The organism is Pseudomonas sp. TE6288, from assembly GCF_054062095.1.
In genome coordinates this window covers 109,204-132,754 of the sequence record NZ_JBSSEW010000010.1, presented here as the reverse complement: position 1 = coordinate 132,754, position 23,551 = coordinate 109,204, and the positions used below count along the sequence as shown (strand labels likewise).

At 63.6% G+C, this 23,551-nt stretch carries 17 protein-coding genes; 13 read left to right on the top strand and 4 right to left on the bottom strand.

Annotated features, from left to right (window positions below; genetic code table 11):
- Positions 1-32 precede the first annotated feature (32 nt).
- Both ACVWY1_RS12395 and ACVWY1_RS12390 read left to right on the top strand, forming a co-directional pair.
- A complete protein-coding gene (locus ACVWY1_RS12395; protein ID WP_277503489.1) occupies positions 33-800 on the top strand; it encodes a hypothetical protein in 768 nt (255 codons plus the stop codon).
- Between the two features lie 74 nt (positions 801-874).
- A complete protein-coding gene (locus tag ACVWY1_RS12390; RefSeq protein WP_277503488.1) occupies positions 875-1,936 on the top strand; it encodes a PDDEXK-like family protein in 1,062 nt (353 codons plus the stop codon).
- Between the two features lie 60 nt (positions 1,937-1,996).
- Here the strand turns inward: ACVWY1_RS12390 and ACVWY1_RS12385 are convergent, their stop codons facing one another.
- Positions 1,997-3,424, bottom strand: a complete 1,428-nt coding sequence (locus tag ACVWY1_RS12385; protein WP_457378334.1) for a hypothetical protein — start codon at positions 3,422-3,424, stop codon at positions 1,997-1,999.
- 258 nt (positions 3,425-3,682) lie between these two features.
- Between ACVWY1_RS12385 and ACVWY1_RS12380 the strand changes: the two genes are divergently transcribed.
- Complete coding sequence (locus tag ACVWY1_RS12380; RefSeq protein ID WP_457378333.1) at positions 3,683-5,437, top strand: flavin monoamine oxidase family protein; 1,755 nt, start codon at positions 3,683-3,685, stop codon at positions 5,435-5,437.
- On the top strand, positions 5,434-7,113 hold the full coding sequence (locus ACVWY1_RS12375; protein WP_102685024.1) for an alpha-keto acid decarboxylase family protein: 1,680 nt from the start codon (positions 5,434-5,436) through the stop codon (positions 7,111-7,113). The genes ACVWY1_RS12380 and ACVWY1_RS12375 overlap by 4 nt, the downstream gene beginning before the upstream one ends.
- An 82-nt stretch (positions 7,114-7,195) precedes the next feature.
- On the opposite strand, the gene ACVWY1_RS12370 is transcribed toward ACVWY1_RS12375, so the two are convergent.
- The gene (locus tag ACVWY1_RS12370) at positions 7,196-7,492 is read right to left on the bottom strand and encodes a DUF3077 domain-containing protein (protein WP_102685025.1); all 297 of its coding nucleotides are present in this window, start codon (positions 7,490-7,492) and stop codon (positions 7,196-7,198) included.
- 366 nt (positions 7,493-7,858) lie between these two features.
- Here ACVWY1_RS12370 and ACVWY1_RS12365 point away from each other — a divergent pair, with 366 nt between their 5' ends.
- The 9 genes from ACVWY1_RS12365 (at position 7,859) to ACVWY1_RS12325 (ending at position 21,744) form a co-directional block, all read left to right on the top strand.
- Entirely contained in the window at positions 7,859-8,764 is a 906-nt protein-coding gene (locus tag ACVWY1_RS12365) for an AraC family transcriptional regulator (RefSeq protein WP_139671506.1), read from the top strand.
- 236 nt (positions 8,765-9,000) lie between these two features.
- On the top strand, positions 9,001-10,311 hold the full coding sequence (locus ACVWY1_RS12360; protein WP_457378332.1) for an ABC transporter substrate-binding protein: 1,311 nt from the start codon (positions 9,001-9,003) through the stop codon (positions 10,309-10,311).
- Between the two features lie 71 nt (positions 10,312-10,382).
- On the top strand, positions 10,383-11,306 hold the full coding sequence (locus ACVWY1_RS12355) for a carbohydrate ABC transporter permease (protein WP_457378331.1): 924 nt from the start codon (positions 10,383-10,385) through the stop codon (positions 11,304-11,306).
- A gap of 10 nt (positions 11,307-11,316) precedes the next feature.
- A complete protein-coding gene (locus ACVWY1_RS12350) occupies positions 11,317-12,150 on the top strand; it encodes a carbohydrate ABC transporter permease (RefSeq protein WP_046856056.1) in 834 nt (277 codons plus the stop codon).
- 126 nt (positions 12,151-12,276) lie between these two features.
- On the top strand, positions 12,277-13,389 hold the full coding sequence (locus ACVWY1_RS12345) for an ABC transporter ATP-binding protein (RefSeq protein WP_102685029.1): 1,113 nt from the start codon (positions 12,277-12,279) through the stop codon (positions 13,387-13,389).
- An 11-nt stretch (positions 13,390-13,400) separates the two neighbouring features.
- Positions 13,401-14,870, top strand: a complete 1,470-nt coding sequence (locus ACVWY1_RS12340; protein ID WP_457378330.1) for a mannitol dehydrogenase family protein — start codon at positions 13,401-13,403, stop codon at positions 14,868-14,870.
- A 16-nt stretch (positions 14,871-14,886) separates the two neighbouring features.
- Positions 14,887-16,377, top strand: coding sequence for a xylulokinase (gene xylB, locus ACVWY1_RS12335; protein ID WP_457378329.1), 1,491 nt, complete (start codon positions 14,887-14,889; stop codon positions 16,375-16,377).
- 41 nt (positions 16,378-16,418) lie between these two features.
- Positions 16,419-17,363 carry a carbohydrate kinase family protein gene (locus ACVWY1_RS12330; RefSeq protein ID WP_457378328.1) on the top strand — a complete coding sequence of 315 codons (945 nt, stop codon included), beginning with the start codon at positions 16,419-16,421 and terminating at the stop codon, positions 17,361-17,363.
- A gap of 289 nt (positions 17,364-17,652) precedes the next feature.
- Positions 17,653-21,744: a DEAD/DEAH box helicase gene (locus ACVWY1_RS12325; RefSeq protein WP_457378327.1), complete on the top strand. Its 4,092-nt coding sequence runs from the start codon at positions 17,653-17,655 to the stop codon at positions 21,742-21,744.
- 90 nt (positions 21,745-21,834) lie between these two features.
- Here the strand turns inward: ACVWY1_RS12325 and ACVWY1_RS12320 are convergent, their stop codons facing one another.
- Together ACVWY1_RS12320 and ACVWY1_RS12315 are read right to left on the bottom strand one after the other, a co-directional pair.
- Positions 21,835-23,169, bottom strand: coding sequence for a type II toxin-antitoxin system HipA family toxin (locus ACVWY1_RS12320; RefSeq protein WP_457378326.1), 1,335 nt, complete (start codon positions 23,167-23,169; stop codon positions 21,835-21,837).
- A gap of 2 nt (positions 23,170-23,171) precedes the next feature.
- Positions 23,172-23,432 (bottom strand): helix-turn-helix domain-containing protein, encoded by a 261-nt coding sequence (locus tag ACVWY1_RS12315; RefSeq protein ID WP_213883658.1) that lies wholly within the window; start codon positions 23,430-23,432, stop codon positions 23,172-23,174.
- Between the last annotated feature and the right edge of the window lie 119 nt (positions 23,433-23,551).

Below are 23,551 nucleotides of genomic sequence, written 5' to 3'. Positions count from 1 at the left end.
GGCGCCCCCTTGCAGAACCGGAACTGCGCGCAATGACCCTCTTCTACCTGAAACTCCTCGTCACCCCGCTGCTGATGTGGGCCATCTCACTCGCTTCGCGGCGCTGGGGCGGCCTGCTCGGCGGCTTGCTGTCCGGCCTGCCGATCACCTCGGCGCTGGTGATGACCTTCCTGTGCCTGGAGCAAGGCACGGCCTTCGCCCTGGGCGCGGTGCCGGGTGCGTTGGGCGGCCTGGCCGCGGTGCAGGCCACCTACGCGTTCTACCTGTTCGCCACGCGCAAGCTCGGCATCGCTGCGGCGGTATCGCTGGCGATCCTGTTCTATGGCCTCGCGGCCTATGCCTTCACCCACTGGGGTGAGCTGTACCTGTCGATCGGCATGGCGCTGCTGCTGATCGGCGTGCTGATCCGCGTCAGCGGCCGCGAGCCCAGTCCCGACACCTTCACCCGGCCCCGGCATCGCTACTGGGAGATCCCGCTGCGCATGGTGTCCGCCACCTCGCTGCTGATGCTCACCACCGGCCTGGCCAGTTGGCTGGGGCCGGCGACCAGCGGCATGCTGGCACCAATCCCGGTGATCGCCTGGCCTTTGGTGGTGTTCGCTCACATGCAGGGCGGCCGCGCCGGGATGGCGGCAATGGTGCGGGGCAATGCCATCGGTGCGCTGGGGGTGATTGCGTTCTACCTGGCGATGGCGGGGTTGCTCGAACAGGCGGGCGTCGCCATTACCATGCTGGTTGCGATGGCGATCGCCGTTGGCCTGACCATCGCCCTGGCAACCCTGTTGAAAGGGCGTACCTGAAGCTGCCGCAATTGGCGGCACATCGATGTCGCCGACTTTGATACCCCCGCAAGGCGAACACACGGAGAAATACCATGGATCTGGATCAGGCACGCGCCCTGCTTGCCGAGGCTGAACGGCATCACCAGCCGGCCTATGAGCCAAGCATTTTTGCCCTGGGAGGGCGCGGTTACTACGAAAACCCCACCACTGACCTGCTCGCATTTTTTCTCGACCCCAATCAGGTCCATGGTTTTGGTGATTGCTTCCTCAGCGCCCTGCTGGGCTGCATCTGCAAGGAGTCGCCCCCCGAGCCAACCCTACGTCTGCCTCCGCAACGTGAAGTGACTACCACCAATGGCAAACGCATCGACCTGCTGCTGCAGGGCGAGGACTGGCTGCTGATCCTCGAGAACAAGATCTTCCACGCCCAGGTCAACCCGTTCGCCGATTACGAACTCTATGCCGAAACATTGGTGGGTGGCCGCGACAAACGCGTGTTGTTCACGGTGCTGTCACCGTCGGGCAGCAACGTCGCCGATGGTTGGACAGGGCTCAGCTATGCCGACCTGCTCGGCGCCCTGCGCACAGCCCTGTCGCAAAACGTCGAGCACAGCCGCCTGAACAAATGGCGCGTGCTGGCCGACGAGTTCCTGCTGCATCTGGAAAACATCACCGTGGAGCGTGGCATGAACCCTGAAAGCATTGATTTCATCTTCGAACACCTGCCGCAGATCAATGCGCTGAACAAGCTACGCGAACAGGCGCTCGAGGCACTGAATAGCAAGATCATCGCCCACCTGCAGGCCGAGATCGACGGCTTCGAAACCTACACTCGCCGGCAAACCTGGGTGGACGGGCCGGCGCTACGTTACGCCTGCAACGACTGGGTCGAGTGGTCGGATGTGGTGCTCTACCTGGACGGCAGCCAGGCGCCACTGCGGCCGATCATCCGCGTGTACCTGATCAACGTCGACACGCGCCAGATGGAGTTTGGCCGCCATCTGTTCGTGGATACCACAAGACAGCCGTGGATCGAAGGCCGGCGCGTGATCGGTTTCGAATGGAAGTTGGAAAGCTTCGACGAACGCGTGGTAATCGACACGATCCTGGAGAAAATGCGACTGTTGATGCAATTCGAAGCCGAAATGCGCTGACATCAAGCCACAATGGGCAGACTGCCCCGCACTTGCGCAAGCGCGGGGCATTGCTGGATTTCAGCGTTTCTTGCTGGCCGACACCCGGGGCCGTGCGTCGATATAGACAATATCGGATGCCCTGTCGCCCTTGGCAGCTTGCAACGAGCGGACCCCCTCAAGCTTTCCACCCAGTTCTCCAACATCCACCAGCACGAAAATCCCATGCTCGGTGTTTTCCGAATCCTTGTAGCGCTCCAACTGGCACTCATAACCATGCACGACTCTGGTGTTGGTCGACAGCTTGAACTCCACCACGACCTTGTCATGCCAGCCGGCAGATATCTTGAAATCAACCGGCCCACTTCCACCGTCCGATTCAGGCGAAATATCCAGGTCGTACGCACGGCAAAAACTCACGGCACTGCTGAAGAACAGCTTCTGCACGGTGCGCTCGTGCTTGGGCTGGTCTCGATCCCAAAGCTCAGTCCACAGTCCGTGCACTTCGATCTGCGCCTTGAATACTTCAAGAATCTCAAGCACCACATCACCCATCGTGCGTATGCAGGGGTCGTCCCGGAACTGCTCCACCACCTCGTCAAGCAAGCGACGCTGCTCCCTGCCAAGCCGTTTCCAGAACAGCGGATTACTCAAGTCTTCGGTGAGCTGATCGATGCGACCAAGGACTGCGAGTTTCAGTTCATCCATGCGCTGGAGGAGATTTTCGGAAGACGATGACCTACCGATTCTCTGCAGATAATCCAGTATCTGGTCAGGCTGCGGGCTTATGCCGGCCTCCATGAGCAAGGCAATAGCTCGCGTTTGCCCCTCATGCCCGGCCTCCCGCTCGAACCTGCGGGAAAGACACACATCCCACAGCTCTCGCCTGGCCCACTGGGAAAAGTCGGAGAGGATGTCGACATCCGGCGGGACAATCACATACTCCAGGCAGTAATCGATAAGGAATGTCCTGCGCAGGGTGGTGATCATCTTTATCAACCCGAGGCCGATACGTGTTTCAGGTAAAAACGTCGGGAAATTATCGCTGATCATCTCGAAGAGATCCGCGACCGGTTCAACAGTGCGTAGCGTGGGGACATGAAAATCGTAAGGGGCATCCCAGAGCTCGTTGCTCAGCGAGAAACCTCGGTCATCGATCGTACAACGTGGGGTGAGCGTGCAGACTTCACCTGACTCGAATAGATAGACCCGAAGCCCTTTGCTTTTGTAGATATAGGATTTCCTGCCGAACGCAGCCCCCGTCAGGCCATCGAACAGCAGGACCGCCCTGGAGGGGTGAAACTCTTCCATTGAATGGGTACGGGGGGAGCCCGGCTCGCAATCTTCTATTGGAATGACTTCAACAGCCATACGCTCAGGCAACGCCTCGAACAGCTCGCGCTCATCGAGCACGCAGGCCAGCACATCCCGGGTAACGCCAACAAAGTCGACTTGCTCTCCCCAGCATTCCCTTACCGCTGCCAGCAACAGCGTTTCCAGCACGTCCATACCCATCCTCATCAAAATCGCATGCCTTGGCAGGCTTCTGGCAACAAATAATGCCAAAACGATACCACGCCACCGTAGTGCCTACCCCAACGACCTCTACACCGAGATGACCATCGCCTGGGTCCCCGCACATCTCGTTGTAACAGCGCCGGGACCACGTTGAAAAATCGATGATGGCAAACTGGCATTCCGCCAAACCTCGACAATACTGGCTCGTCACATGGATTCCTTGCCCACAACAACAAAAGGGAATTTGCGATGAGCCAGCCCCAACCCTTGGACGTCGCCATCATCGGCGGCGGTGTCTCCGGTACCTACAGCGCCTGGCGCCTGCAACAGGCCCACGGCGACAGCCAGCGTATCCAGCTATTCGAATATGGCGACCGCATCGGCGGGCGGCTGTTCAGCGTCAAGCTGCCCGGCCTGCCCAACGTGGTCGCCGAGGTGGGCGGCATGCGCTACATGCCCGGCGCCGACGGCCATGTGATGGTCGACACCCTGGTGCAGCACCTGGGCCTGCCGAGCAAGGACTTCCCCATGGGCAACGAACTGCCCAAAGACGCGCCCATCGGCGCCCAGGACAACCTGTTCTACCTGCGCGGCCAGCGCTTCCGTTTCCGCGACTTCGTCGAGGCGCCGCACAAGATTCCCTACGACCTGGGCTGGACCGAGCGCGGCTACAACCCCGAAGACCTCCAGGTCAACGTGATGAACAGTATCTACCCCGGCTTCGACAAGCTGGGCCTGGCCGAGCAGATGCAGGTGCAGGTGTTCGGCAAACCGATCTGGCGCTACGGCTTCTGGGACCTGCTCTACCGCGTGCTGAGCAACGAGGGCTACCAGTTCATGAAGGACGCCGGTGGCTACGAGGCCAACGTCGCCAACGCCAGCGCGGTAACCCAGTTGCCCGCCACCGAATACAGCGACGCCACCGTGTTCCGCACGCTCAAGGATGGCTTCCAAAGCCTGCCGCTGACCCTGGCCCAGCGCTTCAGCGAACAGGCCGGCGGCCTGGTGCCCGCCGACCAGCGCATCCAGATGAACCGCCGCCTGGCCGCCCTGAGCTACAGCGACGACACCGAGTACCCCTACCGCCTGCACCTGCGCCACACCGAAACCGTCAACGGCAAGACCCACGACCTCGAAGGCGAGGACATCGTCCACGCCCGCCAGGTGATCCTCGCCCTGCCGCGCCGCGCGCTGGAGCTGATCGACTCGCCGCTGTTCGACGATCCATGGCTCAAGGACAACCTCGGCTCGGTGCTGGTGCAGTCAGCGTTCAAGCTGTTCCTGGCCTACGAGCAACCCTGGTGGCGCAACCTGGGCCTGGTGGCCGGGCGCTCGGTCACCGACCTGCCGATCCGCCAGTGCTACTACATGGGCACGGAGTGCGATCAGGCAGGTGGCGAGAACACCTTCAACTCGCTGCTGATGGCCTCCTACAACGACATCGGCACCGTACCGTTCTGGAAAGGCCTGGAAGACGGCCCCGAATTCATCGGCTACACCCCGCGCAGCCTCGAAGGGCGCATCGCCAGTGACGCGGTGGTGCCGCGCACGCAGTTCCAGATCAGCGACGAGATGGTGCGCATCGCCCAGCGCCAGGTCACTCAGCTGCACGCCCAGGTCGAGCTGCCGGCACCCTACAGCGCCGTGTACCACGCCTGGGATGCCGACCCCTACGGTGGCGGCTGGCACGAGTGGAAGGCCAACTACCGCCTGGACCTGATCATCCAGAAGATGCGCCACCCGGTGAAGGACCAGCAGGTGTTCATCGTCGGCGAGGCCTATTCCTATGGCCAGGGTTGGGTCGAGGGCGCGCTGACCACCGCCGAGTCCGCCTTGCAGGAGTTCTTCGAACTGCCGCGCCCCAACTGGCTGCCGGCCAGCTACCAGCTGCTACCGACCCCAGCACCGGAAGAGATCGACTACGCCACCCCGCCCATGCCCGGCCACGCGCCGCAGGTGCTCGAAGCAATCACCCAGGCCATCTGTGCGGGGGTCAAGCCATGAGCACCTTCACCGTAGCCGACTACCTGCTGACCCGGCTCAAGGAACTGGGCCTGGACAAGGTGTTCCAGGTGCCGGGGGATTATTGCTCCAGGTTCATGAGCGCGCTGGACGCCTTCGACGGCATCGACGCCGTGGGCGAAGTCTATGAGATGGGCGCCGCCTACAGCGCTGACGGCTACGCCCGGGTGCACGGCCTGGGCGCGGTGTCGCTGCAGTACGGCGTGGGCACCTTCAGCGCGGTGAACGCCATCGCCGGCGCCTACGTGGAGCGCAACCCGGTGGTGGTGATCTCCGCCAGCCCCTCGACCAGCGACCGGCTCAAGGCCAATGCCCAGAACGTGCTGTTCCATCACTCCACCGGCAACTTCGAAGCCGACCGCAACGTGCTGGAGCAGGTGACCGTGGCCTGCGAGATCCTCGCCGACCCGCACCGCGCGCCCTGGCAGATCGACAACGCGCTGATCGCCGCCCTCACCCACCGCCAGCCCATTTACCTGGAAGCCTACCAGGACATCTGGGGCGCCGAGGTCAGCCGCCCCCACGGCCAGCTGACCCCAGCCCCGCGTCCGTCCAACCCCCAAGCCTTGCAAAGCCTGGTCGAGGCCACCGTGCAACGTCTGGCCACGGCGCGCCAGCCGCTGGTGCTGCTGGGCGTGGAAATCATCCGCTACGGCCTGCAGGACGCCGTGCAGCGCCTGATCGACAGTTGCGGCCTGCCCTTCTCCACCACCCTCGACGCCAAGACCGTGCTCGACGAAAGCCAGGCGCCGTTCATCGGCACCTACGCCGGCCCCGCCTCGCGCCCGGAAACCTCGGCCCAGGTGGATGCCTGCGACTGCATCCTGGCCATCGGCGTGATCTTCACCGACGACTACCTGGACCTGCTCAAGGCCCGCTATGGCGAAATCGTCCAGGTGAACTGCGAGCTGGCCCGCGCCGGCGCCGACTACTACCCCAACGTGCGCCTGCCCGACTATGTCGACGCCCTGCTCAAGGCCCTGAAGGTGGATACCCAGTTCCCCCGCCCAGGCACGGCCCTGGCCGCCTCGCGCCCGCTGCTGGGCAGCGGCGCGGTGCCCAGCGCGCTGAGCTATGCAAGCTTCTTCGACAGCCTGGTGAACTTCGCCCAGGAGCATCGCCTGTGGCAGACCAGCACGCTGATCCTCGGCGAAAGCTCGTCGCTGTACGTGGCCAGCAACATCAACGGCATGCCCCGCGGCAGCTTCATCTCCGATGCCATCTGGGGCTCGCTCGGCCACGAGACCGGCTGCGCCCTGGGCGTGGCGCTGGGCAGTGGCCGGCGCCCGGTGGTGGTGGCCGGTGATGGCGGGTTCATGATGGTCAGCCAGTCGCTGGCGGCGCTGGCGCGCAACAGGGTCAATGCCGTGGTGTTCGTGATGAGCAACCAGGTGTATGCGATCGAGCAGGCCTTCGTCGACCCTGATGCGTTCACGCCCGAAGGTGAATTCGCGCCGTTCGATACCCTGCCAGCGCTGGACTACACCGCGCTGGCCAGCGGGTATGGCGCGCTGGGGTATCGGGTGGAAACGGTGGACGAGCTGGAGCGCTTGCTGCCGCAGTTGCTGATGGTGGTGCAGCGGCCGGTACTGGTGGAGGTGAAGATTGCCGAGAAGGACTTCGCCGAGCAGATCAAGCGGTTGGCCGGGGTAAGTTGATTGCACGGCTGATCGCTTGCCTGCAGTAAACAAAAAGCCGCTTTCGATTGCTCGAAAGCGGCTCTTGCGTTTGCAGCCCTGCTCAACTGTCACCCTGTTCCTTGCTTGCCGGCAACTGCCCGTCGATCATCGCCTTGGCCATCCCGCTGAGGTAGTACGTTGCGCGCATCAGCGTCTGTGCCTGTTTCGGCTGGCTCAACGCCTGGTACGTGAGCGCGGTGATACAGCCCAGGATGATCGACGTTTCCTGCAGCACCTCGGCCGTCGGCAACCCCGGTATCGCCTGCACCCAGTCGCGTACCGACCGGCGTCGGGTACGGCCGACCAGGCTGACGATTTTCAGTTCGCCGCTGCCCTTTGCTTGTTCGTCCTTGTCCATGACCCACCCCCTGAAAAATGAAAGAGCCCGCCGCGTCTCACCGCCCGGGGCCAGCGGGCCAAACCGCGCGATCCTTGCGCGGCGCTCTGCCCAAAGGCCCGGCCAACCCCGGACGGCGAAACACGACGAGCAGGGCGAGACTAAAGGGCCTACCCACTCGCTACAACGGCCCGGCGAGTGGAAAAGGTACCTTTAGGAAAAGGACTACACGAACAACGGAAGAATGGCTGTAGGACCTACAAAATCTGCCTGAGCAAGCGGCCGCATAAGTCCATCGCAAGGCACGCACCTACAGAACTGTGCGCTGCCCTGCTTCGCCACTTCAGGCTAGGATGACACCTCGCCCCTCCAGGCCCAGCCACCGCCATGCCCAGAACAAGTAAAGTCACCGACCCGTCCTACGAGCTGATGGACGACCACGAAGGCGCCTCGCTGATCTACCGCCAGCACGGTTTCCCCAGCCCGCTGGTGCGCTGGCACTTCCACAAGGAATACGAGCTGCACCTGATCGTGGCCAGCGCCGGCAAGGTGTTCATCGGCGACTACATCGGCAACTTCGCCCCCGACACGCTGTTCCTCACCGGCCCCAACCTGCCGCACAACTGGATCAGCCAGGTCGGCCCCGACGAGGTGGTGGGCAAGCGCGACATGCTGGTCAACTTCACCGACCAGGTACTTGAACACGGCAGCCAGGTGTTCGCCGAGCTCAACCAGCTGGCCCCGCTGCTGGCCCGGGCGCGCTATGGCATCGAGTTCCGCGACCCGGCATTGATCAACGAGAGCCGCCAACTGCTGCAACGCATCGCCGACAGCCGCGGCATGACCCGCCTGGGATACTTTTTTATCCTCATGGAACAGCTCGCCGCCTGCGAGGATTACCAACTGCTGTCCACCGTGACCTCTTCGCAGCTGGCCGACGAACACAACGTCGAGCGCATCAACCGGGCGGTGGACTACATCTTCCAGCACTACGCACAGGACCTGACCCAGAACCAGGTCGCCGAGCACCTGGGCATGACGCCGACCTACTTCTCGCGGTTTTTCAAGCAAGCTGCCGGGCGCGGCTTCGTCGAGTTCGTCAACCGGCTGCGGGTGAGCAAGTCGTGCGAGCTGCTGGCCAAGGGCGAGCTGCCGGTGACCGAGGTGTGCTTCGAATCGGGCTTCAGCAACCTGTCGAACTTCAACCGGCGCTTCCTGCAACTCAAGGGCATGACCCCTTCCGACTACCGCAGCCTGGTGACCCAGCGGCTGACCGAGCAGAACCGCGCCTGAGCCTTGGGGCTGCGTTGCAGCCCATCGCCGGCAAGCCGGCTCCCACCCCGACCGCAGCGCCTTCAAGCCAGCGCCATCCCTGTGGGAGCCGGCTTGCCGGCGATGGGGCGCGCATCGGCCTCTGTGCAAGCACTGCAAAAAAGTATCAGCCAAGGTGCAGGCAAGGCTTTGTCGGCATCGCCGTGCACGGGTGTAATCAGCGCCGAGCGATACAAAAACAATAAGGGAGTTCACTGATGAACGACTCGATCAAGGCCTGCCTGGCCGCCGCCTGCCTCAGCCTGCCGCTGCATGCCCAGGCCGCCGACACCCTGACCATCGCCACGGTCAACAACAACGACATGATCCGCATGCAACGCCTGGCCAAGGTGTTCGAGCAGCAGCACCCGGACATCCAGCTCAAGTGGGTGGTGCTCGAAGAGAACGTGCTGCGCCAGCGCCTGACCACCGATATCGCCACCCAGGGCGGCCAGTTCGACGTGCTGACCATCGGCATGTACGAAGCCGCGCTGTGGGGCGCCAAGGGCTGGCTGGCACCGATGACCGACCTGCCCGCCGACTACAACCTCGACGACGTGTTCCCCTCGGTACGCAACGGCCTCTCGGCCAATGGCACGCTGTACGCCCTGCCCTTCTACGCCGAAGCCTCGATCACCTACTACCGCAAGGACCTGTTCCAGCAAGCCGGCCTGAGCATGCCCGAGCAACCGACCTGGACCCAGCTCGGTGAGTTCGCCGCCAAGCTCAACCACCCCGACCAGGGCCAGTACGGCCTGTGCCTGCGCGGCAAGGCCGGCTGGGGCGAGAACATGGCGCTGATCGGCACCGTGGCCAACGCCTTCGGCGCGCGCTGGTTCGATGAGCAATGGAAACCCGAGTTCAGCGGCAGCGAGTGGAAGAGCGCGCTGAACTTCTATGTGAACACCCTCAAGCAATACGGCCCGCCCGGCGCCTCCAGCAACGGTTTCAACGAAAACCTCGCGCTGTTCAACAGCGGCAAGTGCGCGATGTGGGTCGACGCCAGCGTCGCCGGCTCGTTCGTCACCGACAAGACCCAGAGCAAGGTCGCCGACCAGGTCGGCTTCACCTTTGCGCCCAAGGAAGTCACCGACAAGGGCGCCAGCTGGCTGTATTCCTGGGCACTGGCGATCCCCACCAGTTCCAAATCCAAGGACGCCGCCAGAACGTTCGCCACCTGGGCCACCTCCGAGGCCTACGGCAAGCTGGTGGCTGAGAAAGAAGGCGTGGCCAACGTGCCGCCCGGCACCCGCGCCTCGACCTACAACGACGCGTACCTGGCCGCCGCGCCATTCGCCAAGGTCACCCTCGAATCACTCAAGCGCGTCGACCCCAACCACCCCACCCTCAAGCCCGTGCCCTACGTCGGCATCCAGCTGGTGACCATCCCCGAGTTCCAGGCCATCGGCACCCAGGTCGGCAAGCTGTTCGCCGCAGCCCTCACCGGGCAGATGAAAGTGGACCAGGTGCTGGCCTCGGCCCAGCAGTCCACCGAACGCGAGATGAAGCGCGCCGGTTACCCCAAGTAACCCGCAGCGCCCCCCGACCGCGCCGAACCCCGGCGCGGTGACCGCCCCTTTTTGCCGCACACGGAGTCGCCATGAACACATCGGCCCTCGACACCCCGAGCCTCGCCACCGCGCGCCCCGGCAAACGCCGCGTCGGCCCCGGCTGGTTCCTGGTCAGCCCTTCGGTGGCGCTGCTGCTGTTGTGGATGATCGTGCCCCTGGGCATGACCCTGTATTTCTCGCTGATCCGCTACAACCTGCTGTACCCCGGCGAAAACCAGTTCGTGGGCCTGGAGAACTTCGCCTTCTTCGTCATCGACGCCGGCTTCATGCCCGGCGCCCTGAATACCCTGACCCTGGTCGGCAGCGTGCTGGCGATCAGCGTGGTGCTCGGCGTGCTGATCGCCGCGCTGCTGGAGGCCGGCGAGTTCTGGGGTCGCGGCGTGGTGCGGGTGCTGCTGATCTCGCCGTTCTTCATCATGCCCACTGTCAGCGCGCTGCTGTGGAAGAACCTGATCTTCCACCCGGTGTCGGGCATCCTCGCCGCCGTGTGGCGCCTGTTCGGCGCGCAACCGGTGGACTGGCTGGCGCACTACCCGCTGCTGTCGATCATCCTGATCGTCTCCTGGCAGTGGCTGCCGTTCGCCATCCTGATCCTGATGACCGCCATGCAGTCGCTGGACCAGGAACAGAAGGAAGCCGCGCGCCTGGATGGCGCAGGCCCCTTGGCGATCTTCTGGCACCTGACCCTGCCGCATCTGGCGCGGCCCATCGCCGTGGTAGTGATGATCGAGACCATCTTCCTGCTGTCGGTATTCGCCGAGATTTTCACCACCACCAGCGGCGGCCCCGGATACGAGTCCACCAACCTTGCCTACCTGATCTACAACCAGGCGCTGCTGCAGTTCGACGTCGGCATGGCCTCGGCCGGTGGCCTGATCGCCGTGCTGATCGCCAATATCGCCGCCATCGTGCTGGTTCGCATGATCGGCAAGAACCTCACCGCGCGCAGCTGAGGAGCCCGCCATGCTGACACTCAAGCAAACCCGCACCCTGAAGAACGCCCTGCTCGGCCTGCTGTGCTGGGCCATCGCCCTGGTGATCTTCTTCCCGATTTTCTGGATGCTGCTGACCAGCTTCAAGACCGAGCTGGACGCCTTCGCCACGCCGCCGCAGTTCATCTTCGCGCCGACGTTGGAGAACTACCTGCACATCAACGAGCGCAGCGACTACTTCGCCTACGCCTGGAACTCGGTGCTGATCTCGTTCTCGGCGACCCTGCTGTGCATGCTGATCGCCGTGCCGGCGGCGTATTCGATGGCCTTCTTCGAAACCCGCCACACCAAGCGCACGCTGCTGTGGATGCTGTCGACCAAGATGCTGCCGCCGGTGGGCGTGCTGATGCCGATCTACCTGCTGGCCAAGCAGTTCGGCCTGCTCGACTCGCGCCTGGCGCTGGTTATCGTCTACACCCTTATCAACCTGCCGATCGTGGTGTGGATGGTGTACACCTACTTCAAGGACATCCCCGTGGACATCCTCGAAGCCGCGCGCCTGGATGGCGCTGGCACCTGGCAGGAGATCGTCCGCGTGCTGCTGCCGATCGCCCGCGGCGGACTGGCCTCGACCCTGCTGCTGTCGCTGATCCTGTGCTGGAACGAGGCGTTCTGGTCGCTCAACCTGACCTCGTCCGCCGCCGCCCCGCTGACCGCGCTGGTGGCCTCCTACTCCAGCCCCGAAGGGCTGTTCTGGGCCAAGCTCTCGGCCGTCTCGACCCTGGCCTGCGCACCGATCCTGATCTTTGGCTGGATCAGCCAGAAGCAGCTGGTTCGCGGGCTCTCCTTCGGTGCCGTGAAATGACCTGGCTTTGCAATTCCCTTGTGGGAGCTGGCTTGCCAGCGATGGGCCGCAAAGCGGCCCCTTTGCAAGCCAGTGATCCCCACAGACCCACATTCAATCAACCGGCCACCACAGAGGTGACTAGCCATGGCTGACCTGAAAATCCGCAACCTGCACAAAGGCTTCGATGGCCACGCCATCATCAAGGGCATCGACCTGGACGTGCGCGACCGCGAGTTCGTGGTGTTCGTCGGCCCCTCCGGCTGCGGCAAGTCCACCCTGCTGCGCCTGATCGCCGGCCTCGAGGAGGTCAGCAGCGGCAGCATCACCCTCGACGGCGCCGACATCACCGACACCGCCCCGGCCAAGCGCGACCTGGCCATGGTGTTCCAGACCTACGCGCTGTACCCGCACATGACCGTGCGCAAGAACCTGTCCTTCGCCCTGGACCTGGCCGGCGTCGCCAAGCACGAGGTCACCGCCAAGGTCGACAACGCCGCACGCATACTCGAGCTGCAACCGCTGCTCGAACGCAAGCCGCGCCAGCTCTCCGGCGGTCAGCGCCAGCGGGTGGCGATCGGCCGCGCCATCGTGCGCAACCCGAAGATCTTCCTGTTCGACGAGCCGCTGTCCAACCTCGACGCCGCCCTGCGCGTGCAGATGCGCCTGGAGCTGGCGCGTCTGCACCAGGAGCTGGCCGCGACGATGATCTACGTGACCCACGACCAGGTCGAGGCCATGACCCTGGCCGACAAGGTGGTGGTACTCAACGGCGGGCGCGTCGAGCAAGTGGGCTCGCCGCTGGAGCTGTACCACCATCCGGCCAACCTGTTCGTCGCGGGTTTTCTCGGCACGCCAAAGATGGGCTTCCTGCGTGGCCACCTGAGCCGTAACCAGGGCAACCAGTGCGAGGTGGCACTCGAATGCGGTGCGCGCATCGCCCTGCCGCTGTGCGCGGGCGAGCTACATACCGGCAGCCAGGTGACCCTGGGGATCAGGCCCGAGCACCTGAGCATCAGCCCGGTGTGCCAGGGCGCGCCGGGGTCGCTGCAGGTGACCGCCGATGTCAGCGAGCGGCTGGGCAGCGACAGCTACTGCCATGTGCGCGCCGCGTCCGGCGAGATGCTCACGGTGCGCGTGCGCGGGGACTTTGCGCCGACCTTCGGCGAGGCCCTGGAGCTGACCTTCGACCCCGCCCACTGCCACCTGTTCGACAGCAACGGCCAAGCCCTCGACAAGCGCCTGCAACAGGCGGCCTAAGGACCTTCAGGATGAAACTCAACCAACACAACCTCCCCCGCCTGGCGGTAGCCCGCCCCAGCTACGACCCAAGCCAATTGCGCCAGGGCATCGTGCACATCGGCGTCGGCGGCTTCCACCGCGCCCACCAGGCTGCCTACACCGACGCCCTGATGAACCTGGGCGAAGGCCTCGACTGGGCCATCTGCGGTGCCGGCCTGCGCCGCGAAGACCGCGCCATGCGCGATGCCCTGGCCGCGCAAGACCACCTCTACACCCTGTTCGAGCTGGGCGACCAACCCGACACCCAGGTCCGCGTGATCGCCGCGATCAACGGCATGTTGCTGGCCGAGGACGGCGCCGAAGCGCTGCTGGCCAAACTGGCCGAACCCGACATCCGCATCGTCTCGCTGACCATCACCGAAGGCGGCTACTGCATCGACGACAGCACCGGCGAATTCCGCGCCGACCTGCCGCAGATCCAGCACGACCTGGCCAACCCGCAAGCCCCGCAGAGCGTGTTCGGCTTCCTCTGCGAAGCCCTGCGCCGCCGCCGCGAGGCCGGCAGTGGGCCGTTCACGGTGATGTCCTGCGACAACCTCCCGCACAACGGCGACGTCGCCCGCAAGGCCCTGCTGGCCTTCGCCCACCTGCAGAACCACGACCTGGCCCGCTGGATCGACGGCCACGTCAGCTTCCCCAATGCCATGGTCGACCGCATCACCCCGATGACCAGCCCCGCCCACCGCCAGCAGCTGCTCGAGGGCCACGGCGTCGACGATGCCTGGCCGGTGGTGTGCGAGCCGTTTTTGCAATGGGTGGTGGAAGACAAATTCGTCGCCGGCCGCCCGGCCTGGGAGCAGGTCGGCGTGCAGTTCACCGACGACGTCACGCCCTATGAAGAAATGAAGATCAAGCTGCTCAACGGCAGCCACCTGGCCCTTACCTACCTGGGCTTTCTACAGGGCTACCGCTTCGTCCACGAAACCCTCGCCGACCCGCTGCTGCAGCGCTACATGCGCACCTTCATGGACCAGGACGTAACCCCGCAACTGGCCCCGGTACCGGGCATTGACCTGACGCGCTACAAGCACAGCCTCACCGAACGCTTCGCCAACCGCGCCATCGCCGACCAGCTGGAGCGCGTGTGCTCCGACGGCTCGTCGAAGTTCCCCAAGTTCATCGTGCCCACCGCCAACCGCCTGATCGCCGACGGTAAGCCCCTGGAGCGCGTGGCCCTGGTGGTGGCCGCCTGGGCCCTGTACCTGCGCGGCGAGGACGAACAGGGCACCCGCTACAGCATCCCCGACCCCCGCGCCGCCGACTGCCAGGCCCGGGTGGCGCAGCGCGACGGCCTGGCCGCCCGGGTGCTCGGCGACGAGGCGATCTTCGGCAGTGCAATCCCCGCATCCAAAGCCTTCGTCAGCGCATTCGAGCGCCTGTACGACAGCTTGCGCGAAGTCGGCGTGAGTGAAACCCTGCGCCAGGTCCTCGGCGACTGACACGGAGGTTTTCGAAATGGACGGACTGTTCCTCGGCATCGACTGCGGCACCCAGGGCACCAAGGCCCTGGTGCTGGACGCCGGCAGCGGCCAGGTGCTGGGCCTGGGCAGCGCCGCCCATGCGCCGCCCCGAGGTCGCGATGGCCGGCGCGAACAGGACCCGGCCGACTGGCTGCAAGCCCTGCGCACGGCGGTGTCCGCTGCCTTGCGCGATGCCGGCGTGGATGGCCAGGCCATTCGCGCATTGGCGGTGTCCGGCCAACAACACGGCCTGGTGCTGCTCGACACCCAAGGCCAGGTGCTGCGCCCGGCCAAGCTCTGGTGCGACACCGAAAGCGCGCCTGATAACGCGGAGTTGCTCGATGCCCTCGGCGGCGCCCAGGGCTCGCTCGAACGCCTCGGGCTGGTGATCGCGCCGGGCTATACCGTGTCCAAGTTGCTGTGGACCCAGCGCCAACATCCCGAGATGTTCGCCCGCCTCGCCCATATCCTGCTGCCCCACGATTACCTCAATTACTGGCTGACTGGTCGCGCCTGCACGGAGCCCGGCGACGCCTCCGGCACCGGCTACTACGATGTACGCCGACGCACCTGGGCGCCCGATATCCTTCAGCACATCGAGCCAGGCGCACGTCTTTTGGCCGCGCTACCCGAGCTGGTCGAATCCGGCGATTGCATCGGCACCCTGCGCGAACAGGCCGCCACGGCACTCGGCCTGAGCCCACAGACCTGGGTAGCCACGGGCGGCGGCGACAATATGCTCGGCGCCATCGGCACCGGCAATATCGCCCCCGGCATGATCACCCTGAGCCTCGGCACCTCCGGCACCCTGGCCGCCCATGCCGACCAGCCCCACGTCAGCGCCTTGGGCGAAGTGGCGACCTTCTGCGCCTCCAGCGGCGGCTGGCTGCCGTTGATCTGCACCATGAACCTCACCAGTGCCTGCGCCCTGGTGCGCGACCTGCTGGAACTCGACCTTGACCGTTTCACTGAGCTCGCCGCCCAAGCCCCGATCGGCTCCGACGGCCTGCTGATGCTGCCCTTCTTCGACGGCGAACGCGTGCCCGCCTTGCCCGAAGCCACGGCCAGCCTGCACGGCATGACCAGCGCCAACCTGACCCGCGCCAACCTCTGCCGCGCCGTGCTCGAAGGCACCTGCTTCAGCCTGCGTTACGGCCTCGACCTGCTGCGCGCCAGCGGCCTGCCAGGCAGCGAAATCCGCTTGGTCGGCGGCGCGGCGAAAAGTCCGTTGTGGCGACAGGTGCTGGCCGACCTGCTCGGCCTGCCGGTGGTATGCCCCCAACAGACCGAAGCCGCCGCCCTCGGCGCCGCAATTCAGGCCGCCTGGAGCCTCGGCCGCCAGCTGGGCCAGGGCGACAGCCTCGAAACCCTGTGCCACCGCTGCGTCGCCCTCGACGAAAGCACCCGAACCCTGCCCCGCCCGGCGCAACAGGCCGAGTACGAGGTCGCCTATCAACGCTACCGGGATCAACTGCCTGCGCACTGAGCACAGGTATCCTGCCCTTATCTATCGTTCTGGAGAACTGCATGTACCTGGTGTGTGGCGAGGCCCTGTTCGATGTCTTCAGCCTGGAAAACAGCACCCGCAGCAGCGAGCTGGGGTTTACCGCGATTGCCGGCGGGTCGCCGTTCAACGTCGCCGTCGGCCTGCGCCGGCTGGGCGTGGAATCGGCGTTGTTTGGCGGGTTGTCCAGCGACTACCTCGGTGCGCGGCTACGCCGGGTGCTGGAAGAGGAACGGGTGGACTGCCGCTATGTGGTGACCAGCGATGCACCGACCACCTTGGCCATGGTTGGGTTGGATGCCAATGGCTCGGCGCAGTATCAGTTTCGCGGTGAAGGGTGTGCGGATCGGCAGGTGATGTTGGAGCATTTGCCGGTGCTGGATGAGCGTGTGCGGGGCTTGCATGTGGGCTCGTACACCCTGGTGGTGCAACCCGTGGCCGATACGCTGATGGCGCTGGTGGAGCGCGAACGGGACCGGCGGTTGATCAGCCTTGATCCGAATGTGCGGCTTAATCCGCAGCCGGATGTGGCGCTATGGCGGCGGCAGGTGGAAGCCTTTGCCGGGCATGCGCATGTGATCAAGGCCAGTGAGGAAGACATTGCCTTGCTCTATCCGGACCGGGAGACTCGTGACGTGGCCCGAGGCTGGCTGAACGATCGCTGCCGACTCGTTTTCATCACCCATGGAGCAGACGGAGCCAGCGTGCATTGCGCACATGGTTCATGGCAGCGCCCAGCGGATACCTCATTGCCGGTATGCGATACCGTCGGCGCCGGTGACACCTTCCAAGCCGCCATGCTCGCCTATCTGGCTCGCCTAGGAGCCGACAGCCCGGCCGGTGTAGCGATGCTCCCCCCTAAAACCATCGATGCGATCCTCGCCTACGCAATCCATGCCGCAGCAATCACCTGCTCCCGAACAGGCCCGAACCTGCCTTTCGACTATGAACTACTACCAATAGCCTAACCCAAGACATACGCCGCCCCCTCTAGGAGCGGCCTTGCGTCGCGAAAGGACCGCAAAGCGGTCCCGGCGATTTCAGCCCCGCAAGCGTGCGGCCAAGTCACCGTCCAAACGCCCGCATTGAAGCGATGCCTGGTGCTATCCTCTTTCACCGGATTTTTCGCATTCCGAATCAAGTACTGCACCAGGTAGATACAGAGCCAAGTTGCTGCCAAGGCCGACCTCAGCGCGGGTATCACCAGGCGACTTGACCCAGGGCACCCGTGCCACAACCGCATCAAAGAGATCCAGGATGTCCCTTAGCACCCTCTCCCCCCATTCGCTGCCTGATCATTGCAAGGCTGTTCTCTATGCGCTGGTAACCTCGGTTCCTGGCAAAGGTAAGACCTCGCTGCTCAAACTGCTGCGGGCCATGGAGATCCGTGACGATGGTGGCAGGCTGCTTGACGCCACGACCTTGCCCGCCTTGCTGGAGTGGTTGCAAAGCCAGGGCTGGGTCGAAGTGGAGCAGCGCAACGAAGGGCAATATTTCTGCGTGACGGCACAGTGTCGTAACAGCGTGCTCCTCAGCCTGCTGGGCACAGCCGAGGGGAGCCTGCGCTTGCATCAGATCAACGCCAGTTTGCCTGCACTTGGGCAATGGCAAATGCCTGGCAGACCCCGAGTACTGCAAGAACTCTGGCTACGCCTGCTTAGCGGCGACAGTCAGCGACTGCCCGACTCGCTGTACCTGTCGTACAGGCTGCTCCCGGTGAGCGAGTGGCATGCCCAGCACCCTATGCGCCTGCTGCAGTGCGATCCGGCCGGGCGGGAAGTGATCGGCCAACTGGACGAGACGGTGCGGAGGCTGCTGATCGAGGATCACCTGCGCCTGAACAACGACCTGCTTGGGCCGGCAGACGAGAGCTATGCATTGGCCAAGCAGGAGATGGCACTCAAGCCCTCTCTCGCATTGCGCCTGCAACTGGTTCAACAGGCGCTTTGGCGTGGCGACTGGGCGGCGCTGCAACACTATGGCGAGCAAGAGCTGCCGCTGACGACACAGTGCCTGCAGTCGCTGCTGCGCGGCCAGCCCGACGAGACCCTGCGATTGCTGCGAGCCTGGCTCACCGACCAGCGCAAACAGACCAAGAAGCGCAAAATCGACCTGCCACCCTTGAACAATGCACTGTACTGCCTGGCGCTGATCGCTGAAAACGACAGCCAGCACTACGCTGCGCTCAAACAGGCACTGGCTCTAGGCACAAAGGAAAACTACGGCAGCGCTTATCCGGCGCTCTATCAAGTGTTCGAGCGCTTGCAAGGCAACACGCCGGACTTGTCCTACCTACGGTCAACCACCCTCAATGGCCTGGATGGGCTGATGCTCTCCCTGGCACTGTACTGGCTGGATGCCCCACTCGCGCGTGGGCCCGATTGGCGCGCGAAGCTGGAAGGTTACCGAGGCGAACTCGATCAACAGGGTTACAACTGGCTGGCGGCAGAATTCGACGCCCTGATCGCCATGCAATTCGGCGTGCCCCGGCAACTTCACGACCTGCATCACGATGCAGGTTTCAAACCACTGACTGCGCTGCTTCAGCGCCAGGAAGCCTGGCAGCATGCCCTTAGCGCATTGAGTCAGCTGAAACCGGCCAATGCACCGGTCACCGCGGCTGGCAAGAAGAGCACCCGCCTGGCGTGGTTGTTGAATCTTCATCGCTACGGCAACCAGCTTGAGCCGCGCGAGCAGAAACTGGGGGCCAAGGGACAATGGAGCAAGGGCCGCCCAGTGGCACTCAAACGCCTCATGGACGAGGGCGACAGCCTGGACTTTCTCTGCGAGCAAGACCGCCAGGTGATCAGCGCGATTCAAGTCAGCCAGTCCTACTACCACGCCGAGTACGAATTGCCGCTTGGCATGGCCCTGCCCAGGTTGGTCGGTCATCCGGCGTTGTTCTGGCAAGATGCCCCTGACACACGCATCGATCTCCAGGCAGGCGAAGCCAGCTTGCACCTTCAGGCCGAGGACGGACAGATCCATCTGCGTCTCGAGCCTCCGGGCGTCGTCACCGCCGAGACCTTCTACATTGATCAGCAGACACCGACCCGCTTGCAGCTCTATCCGGTCAACAGCGATCTGCGCCAGATCGCCAGGATCATCGGCGACGGCCTGCGCGTACCGCAATCGGGCAAGGCGCAACTGATCGAAGCCGTCAGTGCCATCGCACCGCTGCTACCCATCCACTCGGACCTGCCCGAGCTCTCGGTGAACCTTGAACAGGAACCTGCCGATACGCGCCTGTACGCGCATTTGCTGCCACTTGCCGAGGGTTTGCGCTTGCAACTGCTGGTGCGCCCTTTGGCCGAGAGCAGCTGGTTTCGCCCGGGCCAGGGCGCGCAGAACCTGCTTGGCGAGCGCGACGGCAAACCCTTGCAGGTCTGCCGCGACCTGGCAGGCGAACGCCAGGCACTGCAACAGGTATTGCATGACTGCCCCGGCCTGGCCAACGCCAATAGCGATGGCCAGGAATGGCAGCTGGACCAGCCTCAGGATGCCTTGCAGGTACTCGGCGAACTGCATGCATTGGACGGCAGTTTGCTGCACTGCGTCTGGCCAGAGGGCGAGCGCCTGCGCATAAAAGGCCGCGTGAACCTCGACGCGCTCAAGCTGGGCCTGCGCAAACAGGGTGACTGGTTCATCCTGCAAGGGGAAGTCGCACTCGATGACGGCAAGGTACTGCAACTGCGCCAGCTTCTGGAACTGCTCAAGGCCGGCCCCGGACGCTTCCTCAAACTCGACGAGCGTGACTGGCTGGCACTCGACAAGCGCTTGCGCCAACGCCTGGAGGAACTGGCGTATCTGGCTGATCGGGTCACGGACCAGGGCCTTCGCCTCAGCCCGTTGACTACCCCGTTGCTGGCCGGGCTGGCCGCCGAGGTGAGTGAGTTCAAGGCCGATAAAAGCTGGCAGGCGCACCTCGATAAACTACAGTCGATGCGCGACCACCAGCCCCAGCTCCCTCGCACCTTGCAGGCCGACCTGCGCGCCTATCAGCATGAGGGTTTCACCTGGTTGGCACGCCTGGCTCAATGGGGTGTCGGTGCCTGCCTGGCCGACGACATGGGCCTGGGCAAGACGGTACAGCTTCTGGCCGTTCTGCTGCAGCGGGCCGCCGGTGGCCCGCAACTGGTCGTGGCACCGACGTCGGTGACCCTCAACTGGCAGGCTGAGAGCCGGCGTTTCGCGCCACAACTGAAACTGCATATGTATCAGCAAGCGCGCAGTCTGGCAGATCTCGGCCCCGGCGACCTGGTGATCACCAGCTACGGGTTGCTGCAGCAGGACAGCGCAGCCTTCGCCACCTGCCACTGGCACAGCGTCGTGCTGGACGAGGCCCAGGCCATCAAGAATGCCCAGACCAAACGCTCTCAAGCGGTAATGGCCTTGCAGGCCGATTTCCGCGTGGTCGCCACTGGCACCCCGCTGGAAAACCACTTGGGCGAGTTGTGGAACCTGTTCCGCTTCATCAACCCAGGGCTGCTCGGCAGCCAGGAACACTTCAACAGCCGCTTCGCTACCCCTATCGAACAGGGCGATGCAGCAGCCCGACGGGCTCTGAAAGCGCTCATCCAGCCCTTTATCCTGCGCCGTCTGAAAAGCCAGGTGCTCGACGAATTACCCGCGCGCACAGAGATCACCTACAAAGTACCGCTGTCCGATGAAGAGGCTCACCTCTATGAGGCCCTTCGCCAGCAAGCGGTGAGCAATGTCTCTGATCTGGCGCCCGGAGCAGGCAGATCATTCCAGATCCTGACGGAGATCACCCGCCTGCGCCGGTTCTGCTGCCACCCGGCCCTGGTGACTCCCGGCTCGACCCTGCCTGGCAGCAAGTTCCAGGCGGTCACCGCAATCGTCGAAGAGCTGTTGGACAATGGCCACAAGGCCTTGGTCTTCAGCCAGTACGTCGACCACCTGAGTATCGTCCGTACCTGGCTCGATGAAAAAGGCATCGCCTACCAGTACCTCGATGGCAGCGTGCCGGCCAAGGAACGGGAAAGCCGAGTCAATGCCTTCCAGGCTGGCGCGGGTGAAGTCTTCCTCATCAGCCTGAAAGCTGGCGGCAGCGGCCTAAACCTTACCGCCGCCGACTATGTGATCCACCTCGATCCCTGGTGGAACCCGGCGGTGGAGGATCAGGCCAGTGACCGTGCCTACCGCATCGGCCAGCAGCGTCCGGTGACGATTTACCGGCTGGTAGCCGAGAACACCATCGAGGAGCAGATCGTCGCCCTGCATGCTCGCAAACGAGACCTGGCCGACAGCCTGTTGGAGGGTGGCGAAGTGAGTGCCAAGCTGGATGCTGATGCCCTGTTGGCGCTGCTTGCGGGGTCGCTGCAATGATTGGGTGGGCGTAGGAAAAGCATGGCCTGTATCGGGGTTGCCGGGAAGGCGAAGCACACCGCAGGCCTCACCCGGCAATCCAGAGCGATGTTACCTTTTGCCCAACAATTCAGAACGGCCAATCACCTCACCGCTGCGTTCAGGCTTGCCCGGCCCAGAAAAGCCTGCGCCCGCAATGGCAGCATCCAGACCTCGAAAATGTGGAGCCGCCTTCGGGCTGCGCAAGGCTTCCATGCCGACGTTCCAAGCATGCACCATGTTCTTGGCAACATCACGCCACGCAGGTTCGTTTTTCGACGCTTCGATGACTTCCTTTCCAACCGCCACGGCAGACTCGCAAAGCTGCTCGATCATCGCCGCGTACTGCCGTGGCGATATGCTCAGAACACCTTTGAAAAATGACTCCAGTGAGCGCCCAGGTGTCCAGGTCTGCCTTCCACCAACGGAGAGTCCAGGCGGGTTGTTGGCGAAGCGAGGGTAGGCTTGCGTGGTAACCAAATCAAAGACGGGCGTGAACGCCACATCAGTCAGCGAGGTGTAAAGCAGTGCAATATTCTTCGCGTGGCAATCCGCATTGCGCACCACATAGTTGGTCAATAGCTGCCAGCCAAAGTGCTCACGTTGCGCCTTGAGGTGTTCCGCGGACAAGTAGGCCCGACAGGCATTCCAGACGCGCTCTGTCGTGGGCGCATATTTTTCATGTGGAGGCAGCCCTAGCAGCCCACAGGCATCTTCGACGCCCCGGCACGCGTTACCTTGGTCGTCCACGTCAAAACGATCCACTACCAGAACCTTGCCATCCTCGGACATACGGCATGAAGCTACGGGCACCACACCAAGCCGGCCCAGCACACGCATGGTGTAGAACTCGTTGAAACCCAGGAATGGGGTCGTCTCATCAGAGCCTTTGATGATGTGAGATCCGGTGCGCAAGGTCGGCTTGCCAAGTGGTTCGACACGCCGGGCAACAGCATCTGCCGCAATGAATTTTGGCACTACCCCCGATACCGCTACCCGAGCATATTGCCGAACAAGCTCGGCGAACCGCTCAGTGGTGTTTTCCGCCTTGAGCAGATGACCGAGGTCCAAAGGCTCCATCACAATTCCAGGCTTGATACCTGCAGGCGTGACCGAGACCCTGCCAATACCCGTACCACCCACCAAGCCCAGCATCGACAGATCGGTACCATCGAGCAGCGGGCCGAACGCTTCGCGGATGACGTTCAGCAAATACCCTTCAGGAAGGTTCTGCCGGAAGAAAGGGAATAAATCACGGGGCCAGCGCCAAGGCGCTTCACGAACAGGCAGGGCCAAGCTGACAAAGTCCTCCCGGGCTGTTCCGGGAAGATAGTGCAGTACATATTCGTCACGGTCCCGATAAAGCTTGGCCACGAGCCTCGAACGGACATGGACGTCAAGGATCATGGTCAAGCAACCCCAGACCGTTGTTCCTCGAGGATGTCCTCGACCGTACGTGCGTGACCAGCCTTCACCAGCTTCAGGTCATAGCCTGCGGCTTCCAGGAGCCGGACAAGCGCCAAGACACTCATGTCCCCCTTGGCCAGGGTCTCCATCCTCGCCACTGTGGAACGGGAAACACCTGCGCGGCTGGCCAACGCATCTTGGCTTAGCTTTGCTTCACGCCGGACGGTTTTAAGCATTTCAGCGACATCATAGAGAGAGGACATTTGTAGCTCTCGAGCATCAAAATGAAGGGTTTCTCTGAATAATGTAGCCCTTGGGCCACATAGCGGCAACCTCTCACCCAGATAGTTGTGTGTCACATGGGCTACAAAATTTGTAGAAA